Annotated in this window: 22 protein-coding genes and 1 tRNA gene; 5 read left to right on the top strand and 18 right to left on the bottom strand. The window is 63.8% G+C overall.

The window, feature by feature from the left end; all coding sequences use genetic code 11:
* The first annotated feature begins 8 nt into the window (after positions 1-8).
* Both B5G28_RS00475 and B5G28_RS00470 read left to right on the top strand, forming a co-directional pair.
* The gene (locus tag B5G28_RS00475; protein WP_087245327.1) at positions 9-1,307 is read left to right on the top strand and encodes a potassium transporter TrkG; all 1,299 of its coding nucleotides are present in this window, start codon (positions 9-11) and stop codon (positions 1,305-1,307) included.
* Positions 1,308-1,321: 14 nt separating this feature from the next.
* The gene (locus tag B5G28_RS00470) at positions 1,322-2,002 is read left to right on the top strand and encodes a TrkA family potassium uptake protein (RefSeq protein WP_087245325.1); all 681 of its coding nucleotides are present in this window, start codon (positions 1,322-1,324) and stop codon (positions 2,000-2,002) included.
* A 92-nt stretch (positions 2,003-2,094) separates the two neighbouring features.
* Here the strand turns inward: B5G28_RS00470 and B5G28_RS00465 are convergent, their stop codons facing one another.
* The 10 genes from B5G28_RS00465 to B5G28_RS00420 all read right to left on the bottom strand — a co-directional run bounded on the left by B5G28_RS00465 (position 2,095) and on the right by B5G28_RS00420 (position 14,319).
* Positions 2,095-6,384, bottom strand: coding sequence for a PolC-type DNA polymerase III (locus tag B5G28_RS00465; RefSeq protein ID WP_242967417.1), 4,290 nt, complete (start codon positions 6,382-6,384; stop codon positions 2,095-2,097).
* A gap of 12 nt (positions 6,385-6,396) precedes the next feature.
* Complete coding sequence (locus tag B5G28_RS00460) at positions 6,397-6,903, bottom strand: GNAT family N-acetyltransferase (RefSeq protein ID WP_087245323.1); 507 nt, start codon at positions 6,901-6,903, stop codon at positions 6,397-6,399.
* The gene (gene ispG / locus B5G28_RS00455; RefSeq protein WP_087245321.1) at positions 6,900-7,946 is read right to left on the bottom strand and encodes a flavodoxin-dependent (E)-4-hydroxy-3-methylbut-2-enyl-diphosphate synthase; all 1,047 of its coding nucleotides are present in this window, start codon (positions 7,944-7,946) and stop codon (positions 6,900-6,902) included. Before ispG ends, B5G28_RS00460 begins: the two co-directional genes overlap by 4 nt.
* 22 nt (positions 7,947-7,968) lie before the next feature.
* A complete protein-coding gene (locus tag B5G28_RS00450) occupies positions 7,969-9,087 on the bottom strand; it encodes a site-2 protease family protein (RefSeq protein ID WP_087245319.1) in 1,119 nt (372 codons plus the stop codon).
* A 58-nt stretch (positions 9,088-9,145) separates the two neighbouring features.
* Positions 9,146-10,297, bottom strand: coding sequence for a 1-deoxy-D-xylulose-5-phosphate reductoisomerase (gene dxr, locus B5G28_RS00445; RefSeq protein ID WP_087245317.1), 1,152 nt, complete (start codon positions 10,295-10,297; stop codon positions 9,146-9,148).
* A 27-nt stretch (positions 10,298-10,324) separates the two neighbouring features.
* Positions 10,325-11,185, bottom strand: a complete 861-nt coding sequence (locus B5G28_RS00440) for a phosphatidate cytidylyltransferase (RefSeq protein ID WP_087245315.1) — start codon at positions 11,183-11,185, stop codon at positions 10,325-10,327.
* 29 nt (positions 11,186-11,214) lie between these two features.
* Entirely contained in the window at positions 11,215-11,931 is a 717-nt protein-coding gene (gene uppS, locus B5G28_RS00435; protein ID WP_087245313.1) for a polyprenyl diphosphate synthase, read from the bottom strand.
* Positions 11,932-12,036: 105 nt separating this feature from the next.
* Positions 12,037-12,591 (bottom strand): ribosome recycling factor, encoded by a 555-nt coding sequence (gene frr / locus B5G28_RS00430; RefSeq protein WP_087245311.1) that lies wholly within the window; start codon positions 12,589-12,591, stop codon positions 12,037-12,039.
* 165 nt (positions 12,592-12,756) lie between these two features.
* A complete protein-coding gene (gene pyrH, locus B5G28_RS00425) occupies positions 12,757-13,467 on the bottom strand; it encodes a UMP kinase (protein WP_087245309.1) in 711 nt (236 codons plus the stop codon).
* A 156-nt stretch (positions 13,468-13,623) separates the two neighbouring features.
* Entirely contained in the window at positions 13,624-14,319 is a 696-nt protein-coding gene (locus B5G28_RS00420) for a DNA alkylation repair protein (RefSeq protein WP_087245307.1), read from the bottom strand.
* A 115-nt stretch (positions 14,320-14,434) separates the two neighbouring features.
* Between B5G28_RS00420 and B5G28_RS00415 the strand changes: the two genes are divergently transcribed.
* From B5G28_RS00415 to B5G28_RS00405, 3 genes are all read left to right on the top strand, one after another.
* Positions 14,435-14,509, top strand: a tRNA-Gly gene (locus tag B5G28_RS00415).
* A 72-nt stretch (positions 14,510-14,581) separates the two neighbouring features.
* Positions 14,582-15,082 (top strand): GNAT family N-acetyltransferase, encoded by a 501-nt coding sequence (locus B5G28_RS00410; RefSeq protein ID WP_087245305.1) that lies wholly within the window; start codon positions 14,582-14,584, stop codon positions 15,080-15,082.
* Between the two features lie 151 nt (positions 15,083-15,233).
* A complete protein-coding gene (locus B5G28_RS00405; protein ID WP_158099570.1) occupies positions 15,234-16,223 on the top strand; it encodes a C-GCAxxG-C-C family (seleno)protein in 990 nt (329 codons plus the stop codon).
* Positions 16,224-16,324: 101 nt separating this feature from the next.
* Here B5G28_RS00405 and B5G28_RS00400 read toward each other — a convergent pair whose 3' ends face one another.
* Genes B5G28_RS00400 through B5G28_RS00365 form a run of 8 tightly spaced genes read right to left on the bottom strand, consistent with a single transcriptional unit; the run spans position 16,325 to position 22,718 of the window.
* On the bottom strand, positions 16,325-17,038 hold the full coding sequence (locus tag B5G28_RS00400; RefSeq protein WP_242967416.1) for a TraX family protein: 714 nt from the start codon (positions 17,036-17,038) through the stop codon (positions 16,325-16,327).
* A 25-nt stretch (positions 17,039-17,063) separates the two neighbouring features.
* A complete protein-coding gene (locus B5G28_RS00395; protein ID WP_087245301.1) occupies positions 17,064-17,744 on the bottom strand; it encodes a precorrin-8X methylmutase in 681 nt (226 codons plus the stop codon).
* On the bottom strand, positions 17,741-18,253 hold the full coding sequence (locus B5G28_RS00390) for a cob(I)yrinic acid a,c-diamide adenosyltransferase (protein ID WP_087245299.1): 513 nt from the start codon (positions 18,251-18,253) through the stop codon (positions 17,741-17,743). Before B5G28_RS00390 ends, B5G28_RS00395 begins: the two co-directional genes overlap by 4 nt.
* 2 nt (positions 18,254-18,255) lie before the next feature.
* Positions 18,256-19,737: a cobyric acid synthase gene (locus B5G28_RS00385; RefSeq protein WP_087245297.1), complete on the bottom strand. Its 1,482-nt coding sequence runs from the start codon at positions 19,735-19,737 to the stop codon at positions 18,256-18,258.
* Positions 19,734-20,807, bottom strand: coding sequence for a threonine-phosphate decarboxylase CobD (gene cobD, locus B5G28_RS00380; RefSeq protein WP_087245295.1), 1,074 nt, complete (start codon positions 20,805-20,807; stop codon positions 19,734-19,736). Before cobD ends, B5G28_RS00385 begins: the two co-directional genes overlap by 4 nt.
* Positions 20,804-21,781 (bottom strand): adenosylcobinamide-phosphate synthase CbiB, encoded by a 978-nt coding sequence (gene cbiB / locus B5G28_RS00375; RefSeq protein ID WP_087245293.1) that lies wholly within the window; start codon positions 21,779-21,781, stop codon positions 20,804-20,806. Before cbiB ends, cobD begins: the two co-directional genes overlap by 4 nt.
* Complete coding sequence (locus tag B5G28_RS00370; RefSeq protein ID WP_087245291.1) at positions 21,775-22,383, bottom strand: histidine phosphatase family protein; 609 nt, start codon at positions 22,381-22,383, stop codon at positions 21,775-21,777. The genes cbiB and B5G28_RS00370 overlap by 7 nt, the downstream gene beginning before the upstream one ends.
* On the bottom strand, positions 22,380-22,718 hold the full coding sequence (locus B5G28_RS00365; protein WP_087245289.1) for a bifunctional adenosylcobinamide kinase/adenosylcobinamide-phosphate guanylyltransferase: 339 nt from the start codon (positions 22,716-22,718) through the stop codon (positions 22,380-22,382). Before B5G28_RS00365 ends, B5G28_RS00370 begins: the two co-directional genes overlap by 4 nt.
* Positions 22,719-22,736: the final 18 nt, after the last annotated feature.

Raw genomic sequence — 22,736 nt, 5'->3', positions numbered from 1 at the left:
GAGATTTTATGTTTGACTTTATCAAAAAGCAGTCGCCGGTGCGGGTCATTGCCCTGGGCTTTGCACTGGTGATCCTGCTGGGTTCGGTGCTGCTCATCATGCCTTTCAGCGTACAGGAAGGCGTGGACGTAGCCTACATCGACACCCTCTACACCTCGACGAGCGCGGTCTGCGTCACCGGCCTGATCGCCACCGACGCGGGCGACACCTTCACCTTCATCGGGCAGTTCATCCTGATGCTGCTGATCCAGGTGGGCGGCCTCGGCGTCACTTCGGTGGGCGCGGGCATCATCCTGGCGATGGGCCGCAAGATCAACCTGAAGGAGCGCAGCGTCCTGCAGGAGGCCCTCAACCTCGATTCGGCCCAGGGCATCCTCCGCTTCCTCAAGAGCATCTTCCTGATGACCCTCTGTTTCGAGGGCGCGGGCGCGGCGCTCAGCTTTCTGGTCTTTGTGCAGGATTACCCGCCCCTGCGGGCGCTGTGGATCAGCATCTTCCACTCGGTCGCAGCCTTCAACAACTCGGGCTTTGATATCCTGGGCAACTACCAGAACCTGATCCCCTACCGGGACAACGTGCCCCTCAACCTGATCACCTGCGGGCTGATCATCTTCGGCGGCATCGGCTTTCTGGTCATCCGGGACGTGCTGCACAACCGTTTCCGCTGGAAGAAGTTCTCGATGCACACCAAGGTGGTCATCTCGGTCAGCGCGGTGCTGATCGTGGTGGGCGCGGTGCTGCTCAAGCTGACCGAGGACATCACCTGGCTGGCAGCCTTCTTCCACAGCGTATCAGCCCGTACCGCCGGCTTTTCGACCTACGCGCTGGGCGAGTGGAACAGCGCCGGCCTGCTGGTGCTGATCGTGCTGATGTTCATCGGCGCCTCCCCCGGATCCACCGGCGGCGGCATCAAGACCAGCACCTTCTTCGTCCTGCTGCAGGGCATCAAGTCGGCCGCCACCAACCGGGGCGAGAAGGCTTTCCGCTACTCCATCCCCTCCGGCGCCTTCCGCAAGGCCGCGGTCATCACCCTGATCGCCATCAGCGTGGTGCTGACCGGCACCTGGCTGACCATGGTCTTTGATCCCCAGCTGGAAATGGTGGACGCCCTGTTTGAAATGACCAGTGCCTTCGGCACCGTGGGCCTGTCCACCGGCATCACCACATCCCTGAGTGTGCCGTCCAAGCTGGTCTCCATCCTCATCATGTATATTGGCCGCCTTGGACCCTTGACCATTGCCTCGGTCTGGTACTTCAACAAAGGCGAACGCATCCGCTACCCCGAGGGCAACATCGCCATCGGCTGACAGGAGGAAACAACATGTTTGGCAAATCGAAGAAAGCAAAAGCGTCTTATGGCATTGTGGGCCTGGGACGGTTCGGCATGGCCCTGGCCATTGAGCTGGCCGAGGCCGGCGAGGACCTGGTGGTTCTGGACCAGGACGAGGAAAAGGTCCGCATCATGCGGGATTACACCGAGAGCGCCTATGTGGTCAAGGGCCTGGACAAAAAGACCCTGGAGGAGACCGGCATCCAGAACTGTGATGTGGCGGTGGTCTGCATCGGCGAGAAGATGGACGTGTCCATCCTGACCACCCTGCACCTGGTGAGCCTGGGCATCCCCAACGTCATCGCCAAGGCCGCCAGCGAGGAGCAGGGCCAGGTCCTGCGGAAGCTGGGCGCCCAGGTGGTCTATCCCGAGCACGACATGGCCATCCGTCTGGCCCACCGGCTGGAGACCACCGGCATGCTGGACTTTGTCCAGCTGAGCGAGCGGGTGAGCATCTCCAAGCTGGCCGTGCCCCCCAAGATGATCGGCCGCACCGTCGTGGATGTGAACCTGCGCGGTCAGTTCGGCCTGAACATTATCGCCATCGAGAATGGCGGCAAGGTCAACGAGACCGTCGGCCCCCACACCGTTTTCCAGGAAGGGGACATTCTCTTTGTGTCGGGCGGCAAGAACGCTGCCAACAACCTGATCGAGTGGTTGGATAACCACTGATCCCCTCCCCGCTTCTTCCATCAAAAGAAACAGCCCGTCCTCCGGCAAAACCGGCAGAGCGGGCTGTTTTTTGTTTGCTTTTGGCTCCGGGGTCAGAAGAAAGACACCTGGCTGCTCTCGGGCAGATCGCCCAGGGCGCCCACCTGGCGCAGGCGGTCGATGACCGCACTGGTGACGCCAGCGGCCTGCTGCAGCTCCTCCACTGAGAGGTAGTCCTCTCCGTGAATGGTGACGTTTTCCAGCGCCAGCGCCGCGCTGGCACCCAGGCCCTTGATGGCCGCAAAGGGCAGCCGGACCTTGTCGTCCTCCAGCACGTACTTGACGCCCCGGCTCTTGCCGATCTGGATGGGCAGGAACTCATATCCCCGCATCAGCATCTCATTGACCAGCTGGAGGGACACCAGCAGGTCTTCGTCCTTGGCGTTCTTTTCCTCCTTGAGGCGGCGGTTTACCTCGTTCATGTGGGCGCGGGCCACGTCGGGGCCGCCCACAGCCGCCTCATAGTCGATGTCGTCGCCGCGAACAGTGAAATACACTGCGTAGAACGCCTGCGGATAATACAGCTTGTACCACATCAGCCGGATGGCGCTCATCAGGTAGGCCACCGCGTGGGCCTTGGGGAACATATATTTGATCTTGCGGCAGGACTCGATGTACCAGTCGGGGACATCGTGTTCCCGCATGGCCTCCTCCCAGCCGGGCTGGAAGCCGCCCTTGGCCACCTTGCCCTTTCGGACCGCCTCCATGATGTCAAAGGACATCTTGGGTTCCAGGCCCTTGCGGATCAGGTACAGCATGATGCTGTCGCGGCAGCCGATGACCTCCGCAATGGTACAGGTGCCGTTGCGGATCAGTTCGTCGGCGTTGTTGGTCCAGACGTCGGTGCCGTGGGACAGGCCCGAAATCTGAATCAGCTCGGAGAAGTTCTTGGGCCGGGCCTCCACCAGCATCTGACGGACAAAGTTGGTGCCCATCTCGGGGATGCCGAAGGTGCCGGTCTGGCTGTCGATCTGCTCGGGGGTGACGCCCAAAGCCTCGGGACTGGTCAGCAGGCTGTAGACCTTGGGGTCGTTCATGGGGATGCTGTCCACCGGCACCCCGGTATACTCCTCAAAGTACTTGTAGAAGGTGGGCATATCGTGGCCCAGCTCGTCCAGCTTGAGAAGGGTGTCGTGGAGGTATTTGAATTCGAAATGGGTGGTCAGCAGGCCGCCGGCCACGTCATCGGCGGGGTGCTGGATGGGGCAGAAATCGTAAATCTGACTGGTGGCCGGCACAACCACCATGCCGCCGGGGTGCTGGCCGGTGGTGCGCTTGACGCCGGTGCAGCCCAGGGTCAGGCGGTTTTCCTCGGCGTGGTTCACCGTCATCCCCCGCTCTTCCAGATACCGCTTGACGTAGCCGTAAGCGGTTTTGTCCTGAATACCCGAGACGGTGCCCGCCTTAAAGACGTTCTCCTTGCCGAACAGTTCCTCGGTGTAGCGGTGGACGCTGCTCTGGTACTCGCCCGAGAAGTTCAGGTCGATATCCGGCTCCTTGTCGCCGTAGAAGCCCAGGAAGGTCTCAAAGGGGATGTCGTGGCCGTCCACCAACATGGGGGTGCCGCAGACGGGGCAGTCCTTGTCGGGCAGGTCGAAGCCGTCCTCCACGCTGCCATCGGTGATGAATTCGCTGTGCTTGCACTTGGGGCAGCGGTAGTGGGGCGGAAGGCTGTTGACCTCGGAAATGCCCGAGAAGTGGGCCACAGCCGAGGAGCCAACCGAGCCTCGGCTGCCCACCTGGTAGCCGCCGGCGTTGGAATAGGCCACCAGCTTGACCGCGATGACGTACAGAACCGCGTATCCGTGGCCGCAGATGGAGTCCAGCTCCTTCTGGAGCCGTTCTCTCACCAGATCGGGCAGAGGGTCGCCGTAGTCCTCTTTGGCCCGTTTCCAGGTGGCCTCACGCAGCTGTTCCTCTGCGCCCTCGATGCTGGGGGGATAGGTGCCCCGGGGGATGGCCCGGACGGTGTTGTCCACCATGGCCGCAATCTTGTTGGGGTTGGTGACCACGATTTCCAGGGCCTTTTCCGGGGGCAGGTAGTCGAACTGGGCCAGCATATCCTCGGTGGTGCGGTAGTACAGGGGCGGCTGATGGTCAGCGTCCTTGTAGCCGCCGGCCGCCTGCATCACCGTCCGGTAGATGGCGTCCTCCGGCTCCTGGAAATGGACGTCGCCGGTGGCGATGACCGGCTTGTGCAGGTCCTCGCCCAGCCGGATCACCGTCCGGTTGAAGTCCTTCACCCGCTCGATGCTGTCCACCCGGCCCTCCCGGACCATATAGGCGTTGTTGCCCAGGGGCTGCACTTCCAGGATATCGTAATAGGCCGCGATCTTTTTCAGTTCCTCATAGGGCCGCTCGTCCACGATGGCCCGGTACAGCTCGCCCGCCTCACAGGCCGAGGTGATGAGCAGGCCTTCCCGGTACTGGTTCAGCAGGCTGCGGGGCACCCGCGGCTTTTTGAAGAAGTAATCCAGATGGGCCTTGCTGACGATCTGGTAGAGGTTTTTCAGGCCCGACTGGTTTTTCACCAGCAGGATGATGTGGTAGTATTTTTTCTTGAGGACTTCCCGGTTGCCGCCCAGGCCGGTGTTGATGCCGCTGATATCGGTGATCTGTTTTTCTTCCAGATCCCGCAGCATGACGCAGAAAATCCGGCCCAGGGCCCCGGCGTCCTCACAGGCCCGGTGGGCCTCGTAGTCGGGCAGCTCCAGGTGTTTGTTGATGGTGCCCTGTTTGTAGTTGTGGAGGCCGGGGTACATGGTCTGGGCCATGGTCAGGGTGTCGATGTAGGTGGGCTCAAACTTGATGCCGCTGCGCTTGGCCGCCGCCCGCATAAAGCGGATATCAAAGCCGTTGGCGTTGTGGGCCACCAGCACCCGCCCCCCGGCAAAATCCAGAAACGCCTGCAGCGCCTCCCCTTCCAGGGGGGCGTCGGCCACCATCTCGTTGGTGATGCCGGTGAGCTCGGTGATCTTGGGGGTGATGGACTTGGGAGGCTTGACGAAGGTGTCGAACTCGTCCACCACTTCCCCGTCCCGCACCAGCACCGCACCGATTTCGGTCAGGTACTCACAGCCGGGGTCCAGGCCGGTGGTCTCGGTGTCAAAGACGCAGAACTCCCCTTTCAGGGGCTGGTCCTGGGTGCCGTAGACACAGGGGACCATGTCGTCCACAAAATAGGCCTCACAGCCATAGATCAGTTTGAAATTGGGGTCGGATTTATGGATGTCGTCGGCAGCCAGCATGGCCTCGGGATAGCCCTGGCAGACGCCGTGGTCGGTGATGGCGATGGCGGGATGGCCCATCTTATGGGCCAGCTTGACGATGCCGCCCGGGTCACAGAAGCCGTCCAGGGACGACAGTTTGGTATGCAGGTGGAGCTCCACCCGCTTCTGGGAGGCATGGTCCTCCCGATGGCGGCGCTCCACAATCAGGACGTCGTAGGGATAGACGATGTAGTCGTGCTCATACTTGTCGTAGGCGCAGTCGCCCCGCACCAGCAGGGTGGTGCCGTTCTTGATGCCTTCCCACTTAGAGCAGTCCTCCCCTTCCTGGGCCCGGACCTTCAGGTTGATGGAGCCGGTATAGTCGGTGATGGAGACGCTGTACATCTTGCGGAAGCTGCCCTTCACCTCGGTGGCAAAGACATCGCCCCAGATCATGCACTTGCCGCCCTCGCCGCCCAGATTTTTCAGGGGGGTCAGGTCCTTGGGCTTGAACATCTTGCCGTGGAAGATCTGGACCGGCTTGTCGGTCAGGTCCAGGCCCTCCACCTGGATGGTGGGGCCGGTGCGCTTGGCTTCGAACTGGACCACCGGCGGCGCCGCCTTTTCTTCCAGCTTCTTTTCCAGCTCCCGGCGCTCGGCCTCTCCGGCGGCCGACACCAGGGTCACGGTGGGGCGCTCGCCGGTATGGCTCTCCACCCGGTCGGCCAGCAGGCGGTCAAACTCCAAATCCCGCAGAAAACCGGTGCCGTTGCGGACCCCCACCGTGATGTGTTTGCCTTCCAGAGTCAGGGTGCACCGGTCCAGAAAGCCGTTGATGGGGATGCTGTCCTTTTTCATCTCCTCAAAGAGGTCCTGCAGGGTCTCCTCGGTGAGGCTGGCGTAGGGGTAGCAGTTGTGGATCAACAGCTCATAGCCCTCATAATCGGGCTGCAGAGACGCCAAAAGCCGCGCACACAGGCCCTTGTCCAGCGGCGCGGCACTCTGCAGGGTAAAAATCACCTTTTGCTCGGTCCGCAGCATCAGGGCGTGCTCCACAATCACCCTGCCGAAACAGGCGGCAAAGTCAGGGTCGGCCATGAACTGGGGCCAAAGCTGGGATACCAGTGGTTTCAATGCGTTTCTCCTCTAAAACAGCTCTTTTTCAAAGCAGTCAAAGTCCATTTCGTACAGCCGGGCCTCCCCTGCGCGGCGGAATCCCAGCCCGGCATACGCCCGCAGGGCCCGGACATTCCCCCGGCCCACCAGGATGCGGCAGCTGCGGCATCCCTGTGCCGCCAGCCGCGCCATGGCATCGGCCAGGAGGCGCCGGCCCAGACCCTGGTTTTCCCAGGCGGGGGCCACCACCAGCCGCGCCACCTCGCCGGCGGGCTCCAGGGTGCGGTCCCAGCAGGGCAGGGCGTCGGTCTCGGGGTCAAAGGCCAGGGAATAGCCTCCCATCAATTCCCCTGCCGGCCCCCAGGCGCAAAAAAGCCTACCCTGGGCCTGGTCGGCGGCCAGGGTGGCTTCATCGGGGTACCATTCATCCCAAGGGCAGTCGGGTCGGGCCGCCGCTCCGCGGCAGAGGGTCAGCATGGGGGCCACCTGGGCGGGGGCCGCCGGAGCAATCCGAAGGGCTGTCACAGCTTCTCTCATAGTTTATAGACCTCCTCCATGAACTGGTCCAGGATATTGTCCCCGGTCAGCTTGCGGACCGGCTCGCCATGGACAAACAGCAGGGCCTCGCCCTTGCCGCCGGCGATGCCGATATCGGCCTCCCGGGCTTCGCCGGGGCCATTGACCACACAGCCCATCACCGCCACCTTGATGGGCTTTTTGTAGCCCTGGAGCCGGCGCTCCACCTCGTTGGCGATTTCGGTGCAGGGGTACTGGGTGCGGCCGCAGGTGGGGCAGGTAATGACCTCGGGGCCCGCCACCGGGAATCCCACCGCCCGCAGAATGTTGTAGCCGGCCTCCACTTCCTTTTCGGGTTCGGCCGCCAGGGACACCCGGATGGTGTCGCCGATGCCTTCCAGCAGCAGCCCGCCGATGCCCATGCCGGATTTCAGCAGACCCATCTGGTAGGTGCCGGCCTCGGTGACTCCCACGTGGAGGGGGTAGTCGGTGACTGCCGACAGCTGGCGGTAGGCCTCCATCATCCGGGGGACGTTGGAGCTCTTGATGGAGATGACAATATCGTGGAAATCAAACTTTTCCAGCAGGCGCACATGGTACAGGGCGCTCTCCACCATGGCCTCGGGCACCGGCGCGCCGTACTGGGCCAGGATGTGCTTTTCCAGGCTGCCGCCGTTGACGCCGATGCGAATGGGGATGTTTCCGGCCCGGCAGGCCCGGACCACTTCCTTCACCCGGTCGTCGTCGCCGATGTTGCCGGGGTTGATGCGGATTTTATCCACGCCCACGGCGGCGCAGGCCAGAGCGGCCCGGTAGTCAAAGTGAATATCCGCCACGATGGGGATATTCACCGCCTTTTTCACCGCCTCGATGCACTTGGCGTCGGCGGGGGTGGGACAGGTCACCCGCAGAATCTGGCAGCCCGCCGCCTCGCACCGTTTGGCCTGGGCCACGTTGCCCTCAATGTCCTCCACAGGGACGTTGAGCATGGTCTGGACGGCGATGGCGTGGTTGCCGCCGATGGTGAGATTGCCGATTTTAACTTCACGCTTGAGCTGGCGCATGGGGATACCTCCTGTTGATGGGTCAGGCGCCGGTGATGAGACGCAGCACGTCGTTGTAGGTGGCGAAGATCATCAGGCCGAACAGCAGAATGAAGGTCGCCAGGGTGAGATTTTCCTGGACCCGCTGGGACACAGGCCGCCGGAGGACGGCCTCCACCGCCAGAAAGACCAGACGTCCGCCGTCCAGCGCCGGAATGGGCAGCAGGTTAAGGACGCCCAGGTTGACGGTGATGAGGACCAGCAGCTCCAGCAGGTCGGTGAGGCCGTAGCTGGCGGCCTGGCTGATGGCGGACACAATGCCCACCGGGCCCGACAGGTTGTTGATGCTCTCCCGGCCCCGCAGCAGGTCGATGAGGGATGTGAAGATGATCCGCCCATAATAGAGCTCGCTGTTGAAGGTCTCTTTCAGTATATTGACCGGCGTTTTTTCCAAAGCGTAAACGGTGAAGCCGATATCCATCCGGCTGTTGCCGTTTTCGTCGGTGTAGCTGTCAAACTGAACCCCCTGCAGCTGGACCAGTTTGCCGTCCCGGCGGACGGTGAAGTCGGCCTGGGTGTTCTGGGTGCGGACCAGTTCGTACAGGATGTCGTTGGCGATGAAGCACCGCCGGCCGTTGACCGCCACAATCTCGTCCCCGGCCTGCAGGCCGGTCTGGCCGCAGAGGGCCCCGTCGGCGATGTTGTAGATGACCCGGCTGGCGATGGGGTCGGACCGGAACGAAATCAGACCCAGCAGCACCACAAATCCCAGCACAAAATTCATCAGGGGGCCGGCCACCATCACCAGGGCCCGCTTCCAGATGGCGGCCTCCGGGAAGGGAATGCCGGTGCGCAGCTCAGGGGGAATGGGGCACAGGTCCTCTTCTTCCTCCTGGTCCTCCCCGTCCCGCTCCCGCTGGGCCGCGTTGGCCTCGGGGCTGCCCTCCCCTTCCATGGCCACATAGCCGCCGATGGGCAGCAGCCGGAGGGTGTACTGGGTACTCCCGATGATCTTTTTGAACAGGGTCGGGCCCATTCCGATGGAATACTCATTCACCTGGATGCCCGAGAGCTTGGCGGCGCCGAAGTGCCCCAGCTCATGGATGGCGATGACCGCGCCGAACACCAGCACAGACGCCAGAAAGGTTATCAGCATTGACATAGATTTCCCTCTGCGGCGCCCCGCGCCGCCTGCCCCCTCTCGCTGGGGCTCTCAGTTTTTACAGGTGGCTGTGGACAAAGGCCCGGGCCATCCGGTCGCACTCGTACACATCCGCCAGGGTATAGCTGCCGCCGAAGCGGTCGCTGTCCACCACCGCCTCCACCAGGCGGCCGATATCCAGAAAGCCGATCTTATCCTCCAGGAACAGCTTGACGGCCTCCTCGTTGGCGCCGTTGGCGGCGCAGGGGCCCAGGCCGCCCTTGGCGATGGCCTTTTTGCAGGCAGCCAGGCAGCGGAAGGTCTCCTCGTCGGCCACATCGAAGGTCAGCACCTTGAGGGCCGCAAAGTCCAGCTCTGGAGCCACCGGCCCGCCGCGGCGGGGCCAGGTCAGGGCATACTGGATGGGGATGCGCATATCCGGCACGCCCAGCTGGGCAATCACCGAGTTGTCGCTGAACTGGACCGCCGAGTGGATGATGCTCTGGCGCTGGACCACGATCTGGATTTTCTCGGGGGGCAGGCCGAACAGCCACACCGCCTCGATCAGTTCCAGGCCCTTGTTCATGAGGGTGGCGCTGTCGATGGTGATTTTGGCCCCCATATTCCAGTTGGGATGGCGGAGGGCGTCCGCCTTGGTCTTGCCCCGCAGCTGGTCGGTGGTCATCCCAAAGAAGGGCCCGCCCGAGGCTGTCAGCAGGATTTTGGTGAGGGATTTGGCGCTCTCGGTGTCCTGCAGGCACTGGAAGATGGCCGAGTGCTCGCTGTCCACCGGCAGCAGCTTGACGCCGCAGCGCTCCACCGCCTGGGTGACCAGGTGGCCGCCGGTGACCAGGCTTTCCTTGTTGGCCAGGGCCAGGTCGTGGCCGCTCTCGATGGCGCTGAGGGAGGCCCCCAGGCCCGCGATGCCCACCACGCTGTTCAGCACCACATCGGGGCCGTCCAGGGCGGCCAGCTCCCGCAGGCCCTCGGGGCCCCGCAGCAGCCGGGGTGCGCCAGCGCGGCCCGCCAGGGCGGCGTCCAGCCGATCGGCGGCGTCCAGGCTGGTCATGCAGACCACCTGGGGGTGAAATTCTTCGATCTGACGCACAAGCAGATCCACCTGGCTGTGGGCCGACAGGCCAAACACCTCATAGCCCTCGGCCCGGACCACGTCCAGGCTCTGGGTGCCGATGGAGCCGGTGGAGCCCAGCAGAGTAATCTTTTTTGCCATAGGAGCCTTCTTTCCTTTTGGAGCGCCTCAGCGGTAGAACACGGCGGTAATCACCATGGACACAAAGGGCGCAATGAACATGACGCTGTCAAACCGGTCCAGGATGCCTCCGTGACCGGGGAAGATGGTGCCGTAATCCTTGATGCCGCACTGGCGCTTGACCACGCTGGCGAACAGGTCGCCGTAAATGCCCAGCACCGCGGCCACCACGCCCAGCAGGGCGATGATGACGTACATGGACACGCCGATGTTGCTGCGGGTAAAGGCCTCGGTGCGGTCAGCCAGCAGAGAGTAAATCACCGTGATGATGACGCCGAACAGCATGGTGCCCAGCACGCCGCCGATGGCGCCCTCCACCGTCTTTTTGGGGCTGACCTTGGGGCAGAGCTTATGTTTGCCGAAGGCGCGGCCGGCGAAATAGGCGCAGGTATCCCCGCCCCAGGCAAAGCAGAGGATCAGCAGGATAAAGAAGATGGCGTCGTAGCTGTACTCCTCCACCGGCAGCAGCATCTTCAGGTGGATCAGGGAGTAAAAGCAGAACAAAATAATCCCTGAAAAAAGCACCAGGCCGCTGACTTTTTGATAGCTGACGCTGCCGTTGCGCACCACCAGATAGATGCAGTAGAACAGCATCAGAGCGAAGGAAACCGCCATCACCATTCCCCGGGCGACCTGGTAGCTGGACAGCATCACCAGCAGGGTGTAGGGCACCAGAACGGCGTACAGCAGCCAGTCCTTCCGGTCAAAGCCCAGGGCGGCGTAGACCTCGTGCATTCCAATCAGGGCGACGGCGGCCACCACCAGGTTGAACACCATGGTGTTGAAGGTCAGCATGACCAGAACCAGAACGGCAATGCCCACCAGGGCTGTAATCACTCGTGTTTTCATCGTTTCTCCTTACTTCGGGGTGTCCCCGGTCAGATGCCGCCGAACCGGCGGGAGCGCCGGTTGTACTCCTCAATGGCGGCGTCCAGGTCGGCCGGGGTGAAGTCGGGCCAGAGGACGTCCATCTCCACCAGCTCGGAGTAGGCGGCCTGCCACAGCATGAAGTTGGACAGCCGCTTCTCCCCGCTGGGGCGAAGGATCAGGTCGGGGTCCCGCTGGCCGGCGGTATACAGATGGGCCGACAGCATTTCCTCGGTGATGGAGGCGGGGTCCAGCTGACCGGCGGCGGCCTGACGGGCCAGGGCCTGGGCCGCCCGGACAATCTCCTGGCGGCCGCCGTAGTTGACGGCGATGTTCAGCACCATGCCGGTGCGGTCGGCGGTGCCCTCCTCGATCTCGTTCATCAGCTTCTGGTAGCGGGGCTCCAGGGCCGTGCGGTCCCCCAGAAAGACAATCTTATTGTTGCGGCTCTTGTAATCAAAGGCCTTGATAAGATATTCCCCCAGCAGCTTCATAATAGCCCCCACCTCGTCGGCGGGGCGCTTCCAGTTTTCGGTGGAAAAGGCATAGAAATACACCGACGCCAGGCCCAGCTGGTCGCAGTAATCGGCGATCTGCTGGAACACCTCGGCGCCCTTTTTATGGCCGGCGGTGCGGGGCAGGCCCCGCTTTTTGGCCCAGCGGCCGTTGCCGTCCATGATGATTCCCACCGACAGCCCGCGTGCAAATGAATCGGGATGCTGCGGCATTGTTTTAACCTCCTGTCCCGGCCGGCACTTCCCCGGCCGGTTATCGCAAAAAGTGCCGCGCACCTCCCAGCACACGGCACCTCCTGTTCCTTTGCTTGTGATCGATCAGACCGACATGATTTCCTTCTGCTTTTCCTCGACTGCCTTGTCGACCAGCTTGATGAACTTGTCGGTGACCTTCTGGACATCTTCTTCCATGGTCTTCTGGCTGTCCTCGGTCAGCTCGCCGGCCTTCTTCATGGCCTTGGCCTTATCCATGGCGTCGCGGCGGACGTTGCGGATGGCCACCTTGGCCTCCTCGCCCATCTTGGCCACGTCCTTGGCCAGCTGGCGGCGGCGCTCCTCGTTGGGTGCGGGGAAGTTCAGGCGGATGGTCTGGCCGTCGTCAATGGGGTTGATGCCCACGTCGCTGGCCTGGATGGCCTTGCTGATGGGACGCAGCAGAGAGCGGTCCCACGGGGTGATGGTCAGGGTGCGGGCCTCGCTGACGGCCACCGAAGCCACCTGCTGGATGGGGGTGGGGGAACCATAGTAGTCCACCGTCACCTTATCCAGGACGGCGGGGTTGGCCCGGCCGGCGCGGACAGCGGCCAGCTCCCGCTCCAGATGCTCCACCGCGCTTTTCATCTTGTCCTCAAACACCTTGGTATTGCTGCTCATAGTCGTCTATCTCCTGTTCGTTATCGTAATCCTGCCGGGCTGCGCGCCCAGTCTGATCCTGATTCCAGCATCGCGCTGCGGCGAAACGATCTTCGCCGCGGCTCGCCCCGCGGGCCGGGGCCCGGACGGAGGGAGCAAGTTCTTTCAGATTAGTATAGCGCCGGGTTACTCCTCGTAGACCAGAGTGCCCACATTTTCGCCCTGGACAGCCCGGGCGATGTTGTCGGGGTCGGCCAGGTCAAACACCAGGATGGGCAGGTGATTTTCCCGGCAGAGGGTGGCGGCGGTGCCGTCCATGACGGCCAGCTGATCCTCCAGCACCTTGGTGAAGGTGAGGGTATCGTACTTCTTGGCGTCGGGGTACTTGTGGGGGTCCTTGTCATAGACGCCGTCCACCATGGTGGCCTTGAACATCACATCAGCGGACACCTCCACGCCCCGCAGAGCGGTGGCGGTATCGGTGGAGAAGAAGGGGTTGCCGGTGCCGCCGCCGAAAATGGCCACCTTGCCGGCGTTCATGGCGTCCAGAGCGGCCTTGCGGTCAAAGACCGGGGCCACCTTGGGCATCTCGATGGAGGTAAAGACCTCGGCGGGAACACCCAGCTGGGCCAGCTTGTCCGAGACGGCCAGAGCGTTCATGACGGTGGCCAGCATTCCGATCTTGTCGGCCAGGGTGCGCTCCATCTTGCCGCTGGTGCGGCCACGCCAGAAGTTGCCGCCGCCCACCACAATGCCGATCTGGACGCCCAGGTCATAGGCCTTCTTGACGCCGCCGCAGATGGAGTCCATGGCGGCCTCGTCAAAGCCCGAGCCCTTGTCGCCGCCCAGGGCCTCGCCGCTGATCTTGAGAAGAATACGATTATATTTCAGTGCCATACAATTTATCACTCCGCGCAAATTAAGATTCTCATTGTGCCTATTTTACAATAAAACCGGCCCAAAGTAAACAGGAAAAGCATCTTCCGCCGCCGGGTATTTGCCAAAAGGCTCGTGCCAGGGAATGGGGGCGGCTATTTCCCCGGGAAATGTCCCTCAGAGGCTGTCCCGCAGGGCCCGGAGGGCCTGTTTTTGTTCCGGGGTGATGCGGCGGCTTTCCAGGGCTTTCTGGATGGCCTTGGCCCGGACCCAGGGGGACAGCCGGGGTTCGGCCACCCAGGGCCAGGCGGCCTCGGGCTGTTTGGCCAGGGCGGTGGCAAAGAACCAGGCCACCATCATCCGCACATAATACTCCTCCGAATCCACTGCCCCCGCCCATTCCAGGTACTCGGGCCGGAACCCATCGTCCAGATAATAGCGCATCAGCATCCCCAGACCATAGCGGACGGTATAGACCCTGTCGGAATCCATCCACCGCCGCACCGGTTCCAGCAGGCGGTCGGTGTTTTTGGCGAATACCCTGGGGCTGGTGGTGTCGCAGGTGGCCCAGTTGTCGATGTAGGGCAAGAAGGCCTCCACCCCCGCCAGGGCCGCGTCGTAGTCCCGGATTCGCTCCAAAAGGAAGCCGTGGAGGTTGTCCTCCTCGTAGTAGGCGTGGGGCAGCCGGCCCAGAAAGGCCTCCCCTTCGGGGGTGCCGGCCAGCTCTCTGGCCAGGGCCCGCAGAGCCGGAATCCGAACCCCGATCACCCTTTCGGGCGGAACGGTGGGCATCAGTCTGCACTGAAAGTCCCGATAGCTCTCATCCTGCATGGCAAAGAGTTTCTGGCGGATCTGCTGGGCCGCATCGGACATGGAACACCCCTCCTTTCCCCTATCTTACCGGAAAGCCGGGCCGGTGTAAAGCAGGATTTTTCATTTTTCGCTCTGGACTTTTTGAAAAAAGTGTGGTAAAATACTACTCACACATGCGGGTATAGTACATCGGCTAGTATAACAGCCTTCCAAGCTGTGGAGGTCGGTTCGATTCCGATTACCCGCTCCAATCGCCCCACAGGTTTCGGCCTGCGGGGCTTTTTTGTCGTTCTTTTTCCCGTGAACCCCAAGGAGGCCCATCATGTCCGCTGTCATCCAGCTCAAACCCTACCAAAACGAAACCGACACCGCCCTCTCCCTGATCCAGGCCTTCTGGCTGCACCACAGCCATGTGGAGCAGACCGCCGGGGAGGCCGCCCGGGACCTGGAGGCCTGGACCGGCGACGGCCACGCCTTTTATCTGATCCAGTGCCAGGGGCAGGTGGTGGGCTTTCTCCATCTGGGCAGCCGGGGCGGCCCCATCGACTGGCTGGAGGAGCTGTTCGTCCTGCCCGCCTGGCAGAACCAGGGCATCGGCACCGAGGCCATCCGCCAGGCGGAGGAGATGGTCCGGGCCTATTCCGACGCGGTCCACATCGAGGCCGTCGCCCGGAACGAGGGCGCCATCCGGCTGTACCGCCGTCTGGGCTACGACTGCCTCAACTCCATCACCATCCGCAAGGACCTGCGGGACACCGGATTCCGCTGTGTGCGGCAGGAAAAACTCTACGATCTGCCCTTTGAAATCCGCAAAAAAGACTGAGCCGGAGACGCCGGTAGAATACATCATCCATTTGCTTGAAAATTATTTGACAATCACCGCCGAAAGTGTATAATATCACTAAAGCCTTTGACTCACACGAAAGTCTCTGGCTTTTATGACTTTCATGGACTTATATGGAGGAGATTGTATCATGTCCAAGTTGGAAACCCGCAGAACGTTCCTGAAGCAGACCGGCCTGTCCCTGGGCGGTCTGGCTCTGCTCGGTCTGACCGGCTGCTCTCAGCCCGCCGCCAGCTCCACCGCAGCATCCTCTGCCGCGTCCTCTGAGGCCACGGCCACCGCTGCTGCCGCAGAAGCCACCATTCCGGCCCATCCCTATCCTTCCTGTGAATTCGATCTGGACCGGGTGCAGGAGCTGGGCTATGAGAGCTTCTATCAGAACGGCTGCTGCTTTGCAGTGTCCAACGCTCTGCTGACCGAGCTGAAGGAAAAGGTCGGCTTCCCCTACACTGCCATCCCCGCCGAGATGTTCGTCAACGGCAAGGCAGGCTACGGCGCCGGCACCCTCTGCGGCTCTCTGGGCGGCGCAGCCGCCGTCATCGGCCTGATGTGCTCTCCGGAGGACGCTTCGGCCATCACCAAGGAGCTGTTCAGCTGGTACACCTCCACCAATCTCCCCATCTATCAGCCTGAGATCACGGCCGAAACCCCCACCATCGCCAAGACCGTGAACTGCTCCGACAGCGTCACCACCTTTATGAACGCCGCCGGCATCACCGAGATGAGCGATCCCCGCCGTATGGCCCGCTGCGGCGGCGTCAGCGCCGACGTGGCCCGCAAGACCGCCGAGCTGCTGAACATCCACTTCGGCTACATGGATGCCGCCCCGGCTGAGAACACCGCCGAGGAGGCTCTGGCCGACAACGAGTACATCGGTGAGGGCGAAGGCTTTGGCGGCACCATCAAGGTCAAGGTCACCATGGACGGCGACAAGATCAGCAAGATCGAAGTGCTGTCCCACGGCGAGACCGCCGGCGTGTCCGACCCCGCCTTTGAGACCATCCCCGACGCCATCATCAAGGCCCAGTCCACCGACGTGGATCTGGCTGCCGGCGCATCCTTCTCCAGCCAGGGCATCATTGACGCCGTGAACGACGCTCTGTCCAAGGTGGCCAAGTAAGCGCCTGTCCCCTTTTTCTGAATAAAAAATCCGCATCTTTCCTGTGCCGTTTTGGCCGGAGGGATGCGGATTTTTCTGGTTTCAGGGGATGTTCCCGGGCCTCACAGCAGGGCGAGGCGGATCAGGCCCAGCACCAGCAGGTGAACCGGGTAGAACAGGTAGAAAAACCACTGGGCGAACCGGCGGCCTTTCTCGGCCCGCCGTCCGTTGTAGAGGCACAGGATGACAAAGCCTGCCAGCACCACCCCCAGAGCGCCCCAGGGTCCGGTCTGGCTCAGCAGGCCCATGACGGCAAAGAGGACCGCGGCCCAGCCAAAGGCCTGGATGGTCCGCCGGCGGGAACCCCTGGCCCAGGCGAACAGGAGGGTGTAGCAGGGAGCCAGCAAAGCCCAGTCGCAGATGCAGGACAGCAGCACCAGACCCGTCAGGGCGGTTTTGCGCCGCAGGCCGGGAGCCAGGTGTTCCCGCACCTCCAGAAGGCCAAAGCAGATCAGGAGGGTGAACAGCATGTTCAGACCCTGGAACTGGATGCCCGTCCCCTGGCTGAAGGCCAGGCTGAAGGGCAGCTGGGACAGCAGGGCGAACCCTGCCAGCCGGAGGGCATATTTTTTCTTGGATCGGGTGTAGCCGTATCCCTCCACCAGAAACCAGCACATGACCGGCGCGGTGAAATAGCCGATGTCCACCATCACCTCATACAGAAGGCCGGGGGCCAGAAAGATATTGGCGATGTGGTTCAGCAGCATGGTGAACATGGCGATGTACTTGATCTGGTCCCGGTTCAGCACCGGCCAGCGCGCGGCTTGCTCGTCCATTGGAAACAACTCCTTTCCCGTTTCCTCAGCCCTGCCAGCCCCGGGCGGCGGGGTCCAGCTGGCCGGCGGCGGTATACAGCAGGGCGTTGCAGACGGCCGCCGCCACGCTGCTGCCCCCCTTGCGGCCCATGGCGGCAATGGCCGGCACCCCCAGCTTTTCGCACAGGGACATCAGCCGTTCCTTGCTCTCCACCACATTGACAAAGCCCACCGGCACCCCGATGATGAGGGCCGGGCGGAAATCCCCCGCCTCCATGGCGTCACAGAGGGCAAAGAGGGCGGTGGGGGCGTTGCCCACCGCAAACACCGCCCCCGGATGCTGCCGGGCGGCATACTTCATGGCCGCCACCGCCCGGGTGGTGCCCGCCTCTTTGGCGGCGGCGGCCACCGCCGGGTCGGCCATATAGCAGAAAGCCGCCCCGCCCAGTTTGGCCAGGGCCGGCTTGCTCACCCCCGCCAGGGCCATATTGGTGTCGGTGACGATGACCGCCCCGGCGGCCAGGGCCTCCGCCCCCCGCCGGACCGCCTCCGGGGTGAACCGGAGGTTTTCGGCGTACTCGAAATCCGCCGTGGCGTGGACCACCCGGCGGACCACCGCCTCATTCTCGAGCGGCGGAGTCAGACCCCGCTGGGCCAGCTCCTCCGCAATGATGGCCAGGCTGGTCCGCTCGATGTCGCCGGGCAGTTTATGGGTTTGTTCGCTCAAAATTCCACCCCTTTCCGGGCTTTGACCCCTTTTTCGTAGGGGTGGCGCCAGCAGTGCATCTCGGTGGAATAGTCGGCCAGCTCCTCCATCCAGGGGGCGGGCTTGCGGCCGGTGAGGACAATCTCCTGCCCCGCCGGGCGTTCCCGCACCGCCTGTTCCAGCAGCTGCCGGTCCACCATGTTCAGTTCCCAGGCGGCGCAGGCCTCATCCAGCACCAGCAGGTCCGCCGGGCGGGCCAGCGCGGCCCGCAGATTCTCATTTTGCAGGGCCCGGGTGGCGGCTTTTTCGGCGTCGTTCATCTGAAAGACAAACTTCTGCCCCGCCTTGCCCCGGTAAACCTCGGCCCCCAGCTGCCGCAGCAGAGGGATTTCGCCGGTGTCGGCGCCCTTCAAAAACTGCACCACCACCACCCGGCATCCATTGCCCAGGGCCCGCAGGGCCAGGCCCATGGCGGCGGTGGTCTTTCCCTTGCCTTCTCCCCAGTAGAGGTGTACCATTCCCAGTTCCATTGTCAGCCCTCCATCATTCGATAAATGGCGTCCATGTCCAGCGCGGCCCGGACCGCTTCGGCCAGACGGTCAAATTCCCGCTCCTGGAACGCCCGGTGGGACAAAGGCGCCGCCCCGGCCGGGTCGATGCCCTTGGTTTTGCACAAGAGGTCCGCCAGGCGGGCGGTGGCCTCGCCGGTGTCAAACAGGCCGTGGAGGTAAGTGCCGTAGACATTGCCCGCCGCACAGCCCTCGGCCCGGCCATCTTCCAGGCGGCAGAAGGGTTCCCCGTCCACTTGGGTCTTGCCCATATGGATTTCGTAGCCCTCCAGCCGGGCCCCTGCGAAGGGCCCCGCCAGGGCCTGGGCTTCCACCCGGGTGCGGGTCTTTTGGGCACAGAACACCGTATCCACCGGCAGCAGGCCCAGACCCCGCACCACCGCCCCGGGAACGCCGCCCTCGGTGCCCTCGGGGTCGGAGAGGGTGCGGCCCAGCATCTGATATCCGCCGCAAATCCCCATCACCGGCACGCCGGCGGCGGCCAGCTTCAGAATGGCGGCTTCCAGGCCGTTCTCCCGCAGCCAGACCAGGTCGTCCAGGGTGCTCTTGGTCCCGGGCAGAATCACCACGTCGGGCCGGCCCAGCGTCTGGGGGCCGCTGACATACCGCACCCCCAGCAGCGGATGCTGTTCCAGGGGGGAAAAGTCGGTGAAGTTGGAGATCCGGGGCATCCGGATCACCGCGGCGTCCAGAGGCTTATGGGCCTCGGTGCGGCCCAGGGACGGGGCCAGAGAGTCCTCGTCGTCGATCTCGGTCCGCACATAGGGCACCACCCCGATGACCGGCACCCCGGTCTTTTCCTCCAGAGGGGCCAGGCCGGGGCGCAGGATTTCCACATCGCCCCGGAATTTGTTGATAATCAGGCCCTTGACCCGGGCCCGTTCCTCCGATTCCAGCAGGGCCACCGTGCCGTACAGCTGGGCGAACACCCCGCCCCGGTCGATGTCTCCCGCCAGCAGCACCGGCGCATCCACCAGCCTGGCCAGGCCCATATTGACAATATCGTCGGCCTTGAGGTTGATTTCGGCGGGGCTGCCCGCCCCCTCAATGACGATGACGTCGTTTTCCTCCGCCAGGCTGTGATAGGCCGCCAGAATCTCGGGCACCAGCTGCTTTTTGTACCGGAAATAGTCCCGGGCCGGCATCTGGCCCCGGACCTCGCCGTTGACAATCACCTGGCTGCCCACGTCGCTGCAGGGTTTCAGCAGGATGGGATTCATCCGCACATCCGGCTCCACCCCGGCGGCCATGGCCTGCACCACCTGGGCCCGGCCCATCTCCAGGCCGTCCCGGGTGACGTAGCTGTTCAGGGCCATATTCTGGCTCTTGAAGGGGGCGCACCGCAGCCCGTCCTGATGGAAAATCCGGCACAGGGCTGCACACAGCAGGCTTTTGCCTGCCCCCGACATGGTCCCCTGCACCATGATGCAGCGGGTCTTTTTCATCCCAGCACCTCCTTCAAAGCCGCCAGCAGGCGGTCATTTTCCGGCCCGGTGCGGACCGCCGTCCGGTACCATGTATCGTCCAGGCCCTGATAATTGCCGCAGCTGCGCAGCAAAACCCCACGCTGCCGCAGAGTGTCTATCAGGGGCTTTTCGCAGCGGAACAGCAGATAGTTGGCCTCGCCTTCCACCACCCGGCAGCCCAAGGCCCGCAAGCCCGCTGCCAGCCGGGGCCGCTGGGCCCCGATCAGGGCCCGCACCCGCTCCACATAGGCCGTTTCGTTCAAAGCAGCCAGGCCCGCCTCCTGGGCCGGGGTGGACACCGCCCAGGGCTGGCCGGCCCGGCGCATCCGGTCCAGCAGGTCCTCATTGGCGGACAGGGCATAGCCCAGCCGCACCCCCGCCATGCCGTAAATCTTGGTGAAGGCCTTGAAAATCAGCAGGTTGGGAAAGTCCTTCAGTCTGCCTTTCAGCGTGTGGGCGTCGGGGTCGGCCAGAAAATCCCCGAAGCACTCGTCCAGGGCCAGCACCGCCCCCACTTCCCGGCAGCGGGTCAGAATCCGTTCCAGCAGGGGCCGGGGGGTGGTGCGGCCGGTGGGGTTGTTGGGCTCACAGAGAAAGACCATCTCCACCCCCGGGCGGATGGCCTCCAGAATCCCCTCGTCCAGGGCAAAGTCCTTTTCTTCCCGCAGGACATAGTGTTCCACATTGCAGCCGGCGGACTGTTCCAGGGCTTCCTGGTATTCCGCAAAGGTTGGGGCGGTCACCAGAGCCCGCTTGGGCCTCAGGGCCAGCGCCGCCCGCCAGATCACATCTGCGGCGCCGTTGCCGCAGAGGATCCATTCCGGCGGCAGGCCCTCCGTCCGGCCGATGGCCTCCCGCAGGGCGCGGCAGAGGGGGTCCGGGTAGCGGGTGCACCGGTCGGCGCAGGAGGTCAGAGCCCGGGCCACCCCTTCCGGCAGGCCCAGCGGGCTGACATTGGCCGAACAGTCCAGCAATGGGGCGTTGGGGCCGTACTGGGCCGCAAAGCCCGCCCAGTCCCCGCCGTGGGTCAGCGTCACATTCTGCTTCATAGCCACCACCTCAGCCCAAACCACACACCCAGCCGGAGGGCCAAACCCAGACCCAGAGCCAGGAATCCCGCCAGGTAGAGAATCCGGTCGGCCCGGAGGATGTCCTCCGGCTCCACCGGGCGGCCGGGGTCGCCGATGGTGGGCTTGTCATAATATTCCCCAAAATACCAGGCCGGGCCCGCCAGCTGGACCCCCAGGGCCCCGGCGCAGGCCGATTCGGTCTGGGCCGAATTGGGGCTGGCGTGGCAGCGGCGGTCCCGCCGCCAGATGCGGAAGGCGTTTTTGGCGTCAAAGCCGGCCAGGGCCGCGGCCGCAATCCAGACCAGGGCCGCCAGCCGGGCGGGAATCCAGTTGGCCGCGTCGTCCAGATGGGCCGCCGCCCGGCCAAAGTAGAGATACCGCTGGTTTTTGTAGCCCACCATGCTGTCCATGGTGTTGACGGCCTTATAGGCCAGGCCCAGGGGCGCGCCCCCGATCAGCAGGTAAAACAGCGGCGCCAGCACCCCGTCCGAGAAGTTCTCGGCCACCGTCTCCACGGCGGCCTTGGCCACCCCTTCCGACGACAGGGCCGCGGTGTCCCGGCCCACAATCCGGCTCACCTGACGCCGGGCCGCCGGCAGGTCCCCGGCTTTCAGGGGCGGATAGACCCGGCTGCTCTCGTCGGCCAGCCCCTGCAGGGCCAGCGCCTGCCAGCACCACAGCAGCTCCACCCCAAAGCCCAAAGCCGGGTGGATATGGTAAGCCAGGGCGCAGACCGCCGCCGTGACGGCCCAGGTGCCCAGAGGCAGAACCGCCGCCAGCACCCGCCCCGCCGTCCGCTGTCCGGCGGGGGTGTCGGGAAAAATCCGCCGCAGCAGCCGTTCCAGCCGGGCGATGATTTTTCCCATCAGCACCACCGGGTGGGGCATCCAGGCCGGGTCGGCCAGCAGCAAATCCAGCCCAAAGCCCCCCAGCACCGCCAGCGCCGTCAGCATTCAGCCTCCGGGCGGGTATACTGGACGGTGCCCAGGCACTGCAGATGGTGTTCCTTCTGCCAGGTGTCGGCGTCCCCTTCCAGCACAAAGCCGCCGGCGTTGGGGCCGCACCATTCATGGTAGGTCTTGCGGGGCAGGGCGTACCGCTCCATGGAGGCCATCTGGGTGCCGCCATGGGCCAGAATCACCAGCTGATCCTTTCCCTCGGCAAAGGCCTGGTCCACCAGACGGGCAAAGGCCGCGCAGACCCGGGCCGAAAAGTCCTCTTTCCGCTCGCCATCGGGGCAGGTGCTCTCACAGTTGGAGGCCACCCAGGCCAGATAGTCGGGGTCCTGCTCCATCTCGATGTAGTTGCGGCCCTCAAAGGTGCCGAAGTTCATTTCCCGCAGATCGGGCACCACCACCTGGCGGGCCTCCGGGAACAAAATCTTGGCGGTCTGGCGGGCCCGGGTCAGGGGGCTGACATAAACCACCTCGGGGTCAAAATCGGCCCGGCGCAGCATGGCCCGGCCTTTGGTGGACAGGGGGATATCCCGCTGTCCCTGATAGCGCTTCTGGGTATTGTACTCGGTCACGCCATGGCGCAGCAAATAGATTTTCACAGTGCACACTCTCCTTTCAATACCAGCGGCAGCCCGCAGAACACCCGTACCACGCAGTCGGCCCGGGCCGCCAGCAGGCAGGCCAGGCGGCCCGCCGCTTCCCGGCTGGCCCGCTGGGCGGCGTCGTCCGGCACCACGCCGGCCCCCACCTCGGTCATCAGGACCATCTCCCGGGCGGACAATTCTTCCGCCAGGGCTTCCAGATTCTCGCAGTCCGCCGCCAGGTCCTGGGCATCCCAGACGGCGCGGGAGGACAGTTCCTCCGGGGTACAGCCCAGCACACGGCAGGCAAAAGCCCGCTTCCCGCTCCAGAGCGGGCCGGTAATCAGCATCATTTTACCCTTTCCCCCTCT

It is taken from the genome of Faecalibacterium sp. An77 (assembly GCF_002161315.1).
Classification (GTDB): domain Bacteria; phylum Bacillota; class Clostridia; order Oscillospirales; family Ruminococcaceae; genus Faecalibacterium.
This window is presented reverse-complemented; position numbering and strand designations above follow the sequence as displayed.

Bases quoted from the DNA above. Each gene is read 5' to 3' on its own strand.
- B5G28_RS00475 (WP_087245327.1), top strand. From the start codon at position 9: ATGTTTGACTTTATCAAAAAGCAGTCGCCGGTGCGGGTCATTGCCCTG.
- B5G28_RS00470 (WP_087245325.1), top strand. From the start codon at position 1,322: ATGTTTGGCAAATCGAAGAAAGCAAAAGCGTCTTATGGCATTGTGGGC.
- B5G28_RS00460 (WP_087245323.1), bottom strand. From the start codon at position 6,903: ATGAGAGAAGCTGTGACAGCCCTTCGGATTGCTCCGGCGGCCCCCGCC.
- ispG (WP_087245321.1), bottom strand. From the start codon at position 7,946: ATGCGCCAGCTCAAGCGTGAAGTTAAAATCGGCAATCTCACCATCGGC.
- B5G28_RS00450 (WP_087245319.1), bottom strand. From the start codon at position 9,087: ATGTCAATGCTGATAACCTTTCTGGCGTCTGTGCTGGTGTTCGGCGCG.
- dxr (WP_087245317.1), bottom strand. From the start codon at position 10,297: ATGGCAAAAAAGATTACTCTGCTGGGCTCCACCGGCTCCATCGGCACC.
- B5G28_RS00440 (WP_087245315.1), bottom strand. From the start codon at position 11,185: ATGAAAACACGAGTGATTACAGCCCTGGTGGGCATTGCCGTTCTGGTT.
- uppS (WP_087245313.1), bottom strand. From the start codon at position 11,931: ATGCCGCAGCATCCCGATTCATTTGCACGCGGGCTGTCGGTGGGAATC.
- frr (WP_087245311.1), bottom strand. From the start codon at position 12,591: ATGAGCAGCAATACCAAGGTGTTTGAGGACAAGATGAAAAGCGCGGTG.
- pyrH (WP_087245309.1), bottom strand. From the start codon at position 13,467: ATGGCACTGAAATATAATCGTATTCTTCTCAAGATCAGCGGCGAGGCC.
- B5G28_RS00420 (WP_087245307.1), bottom strand. From the start codon at position 14,319: ATGTCCGATGCGGCCCAGCAGATCCGCCAGAAACTCTTTGCCATGCAG.
- B5G28_RS00410 (WP_087245305.1), top strand. From the start codon at position 14,582: ATGTCCGCTGTCATCCAGCTCAAACCCTACCAAAACGAAACCGACACC.
- B5G28_RS00405 (WP_158099570.1), top strand. From the start codon at position 15,234: ATGTCCAAGTTGGAAACCCGCAGAACGTTCCTGAAGCAGACCGGCCTG.
- B5G28_RS00400 (WP_242967416.1), bottom strand. From the start codon at position 17,038: ATGGACGAGCAAGCCGCGCGCTGGCCGGTGCTGAACCGGGACCAGATC.
- B5G28_RS00390 (WP_087245299.1), bottom strand. From the start codon at position 18,253: ATGGAACTGGGAATGGTACACCTCTACTGGGGAGAAGGCAAGGGAAAG.
- B5G28_RS00385 (WP_087245297.1), bottom strand. From the start codon at position 19,737: ATGAAAAAGACCCGCTGCATCATGGTGCAGGGGACCATGTCGGGGGCA.
- cobD (WP_087245295.1), bottom strand. From the start codon at position 20,807: ATGAAGCAGAATGTGACGCTGACCCACGGCGGGGACTGGGCGGGCTTT.
- cbiB (WP_087245293.1), bottom strand. From the start codon at position 21,781: ATGCTGACGGCGCTGGCGGTGCTGGGGGGCTTTGGGCTGGATTTGCTG.
- B5G28_RS00365 (WP_087245289.1), bottom strand. From the start codon at position 22,718: ATGATGCTGATTACCGGCCCGCTCTGGAGCGGGAAGCGGGCTTTTGCC.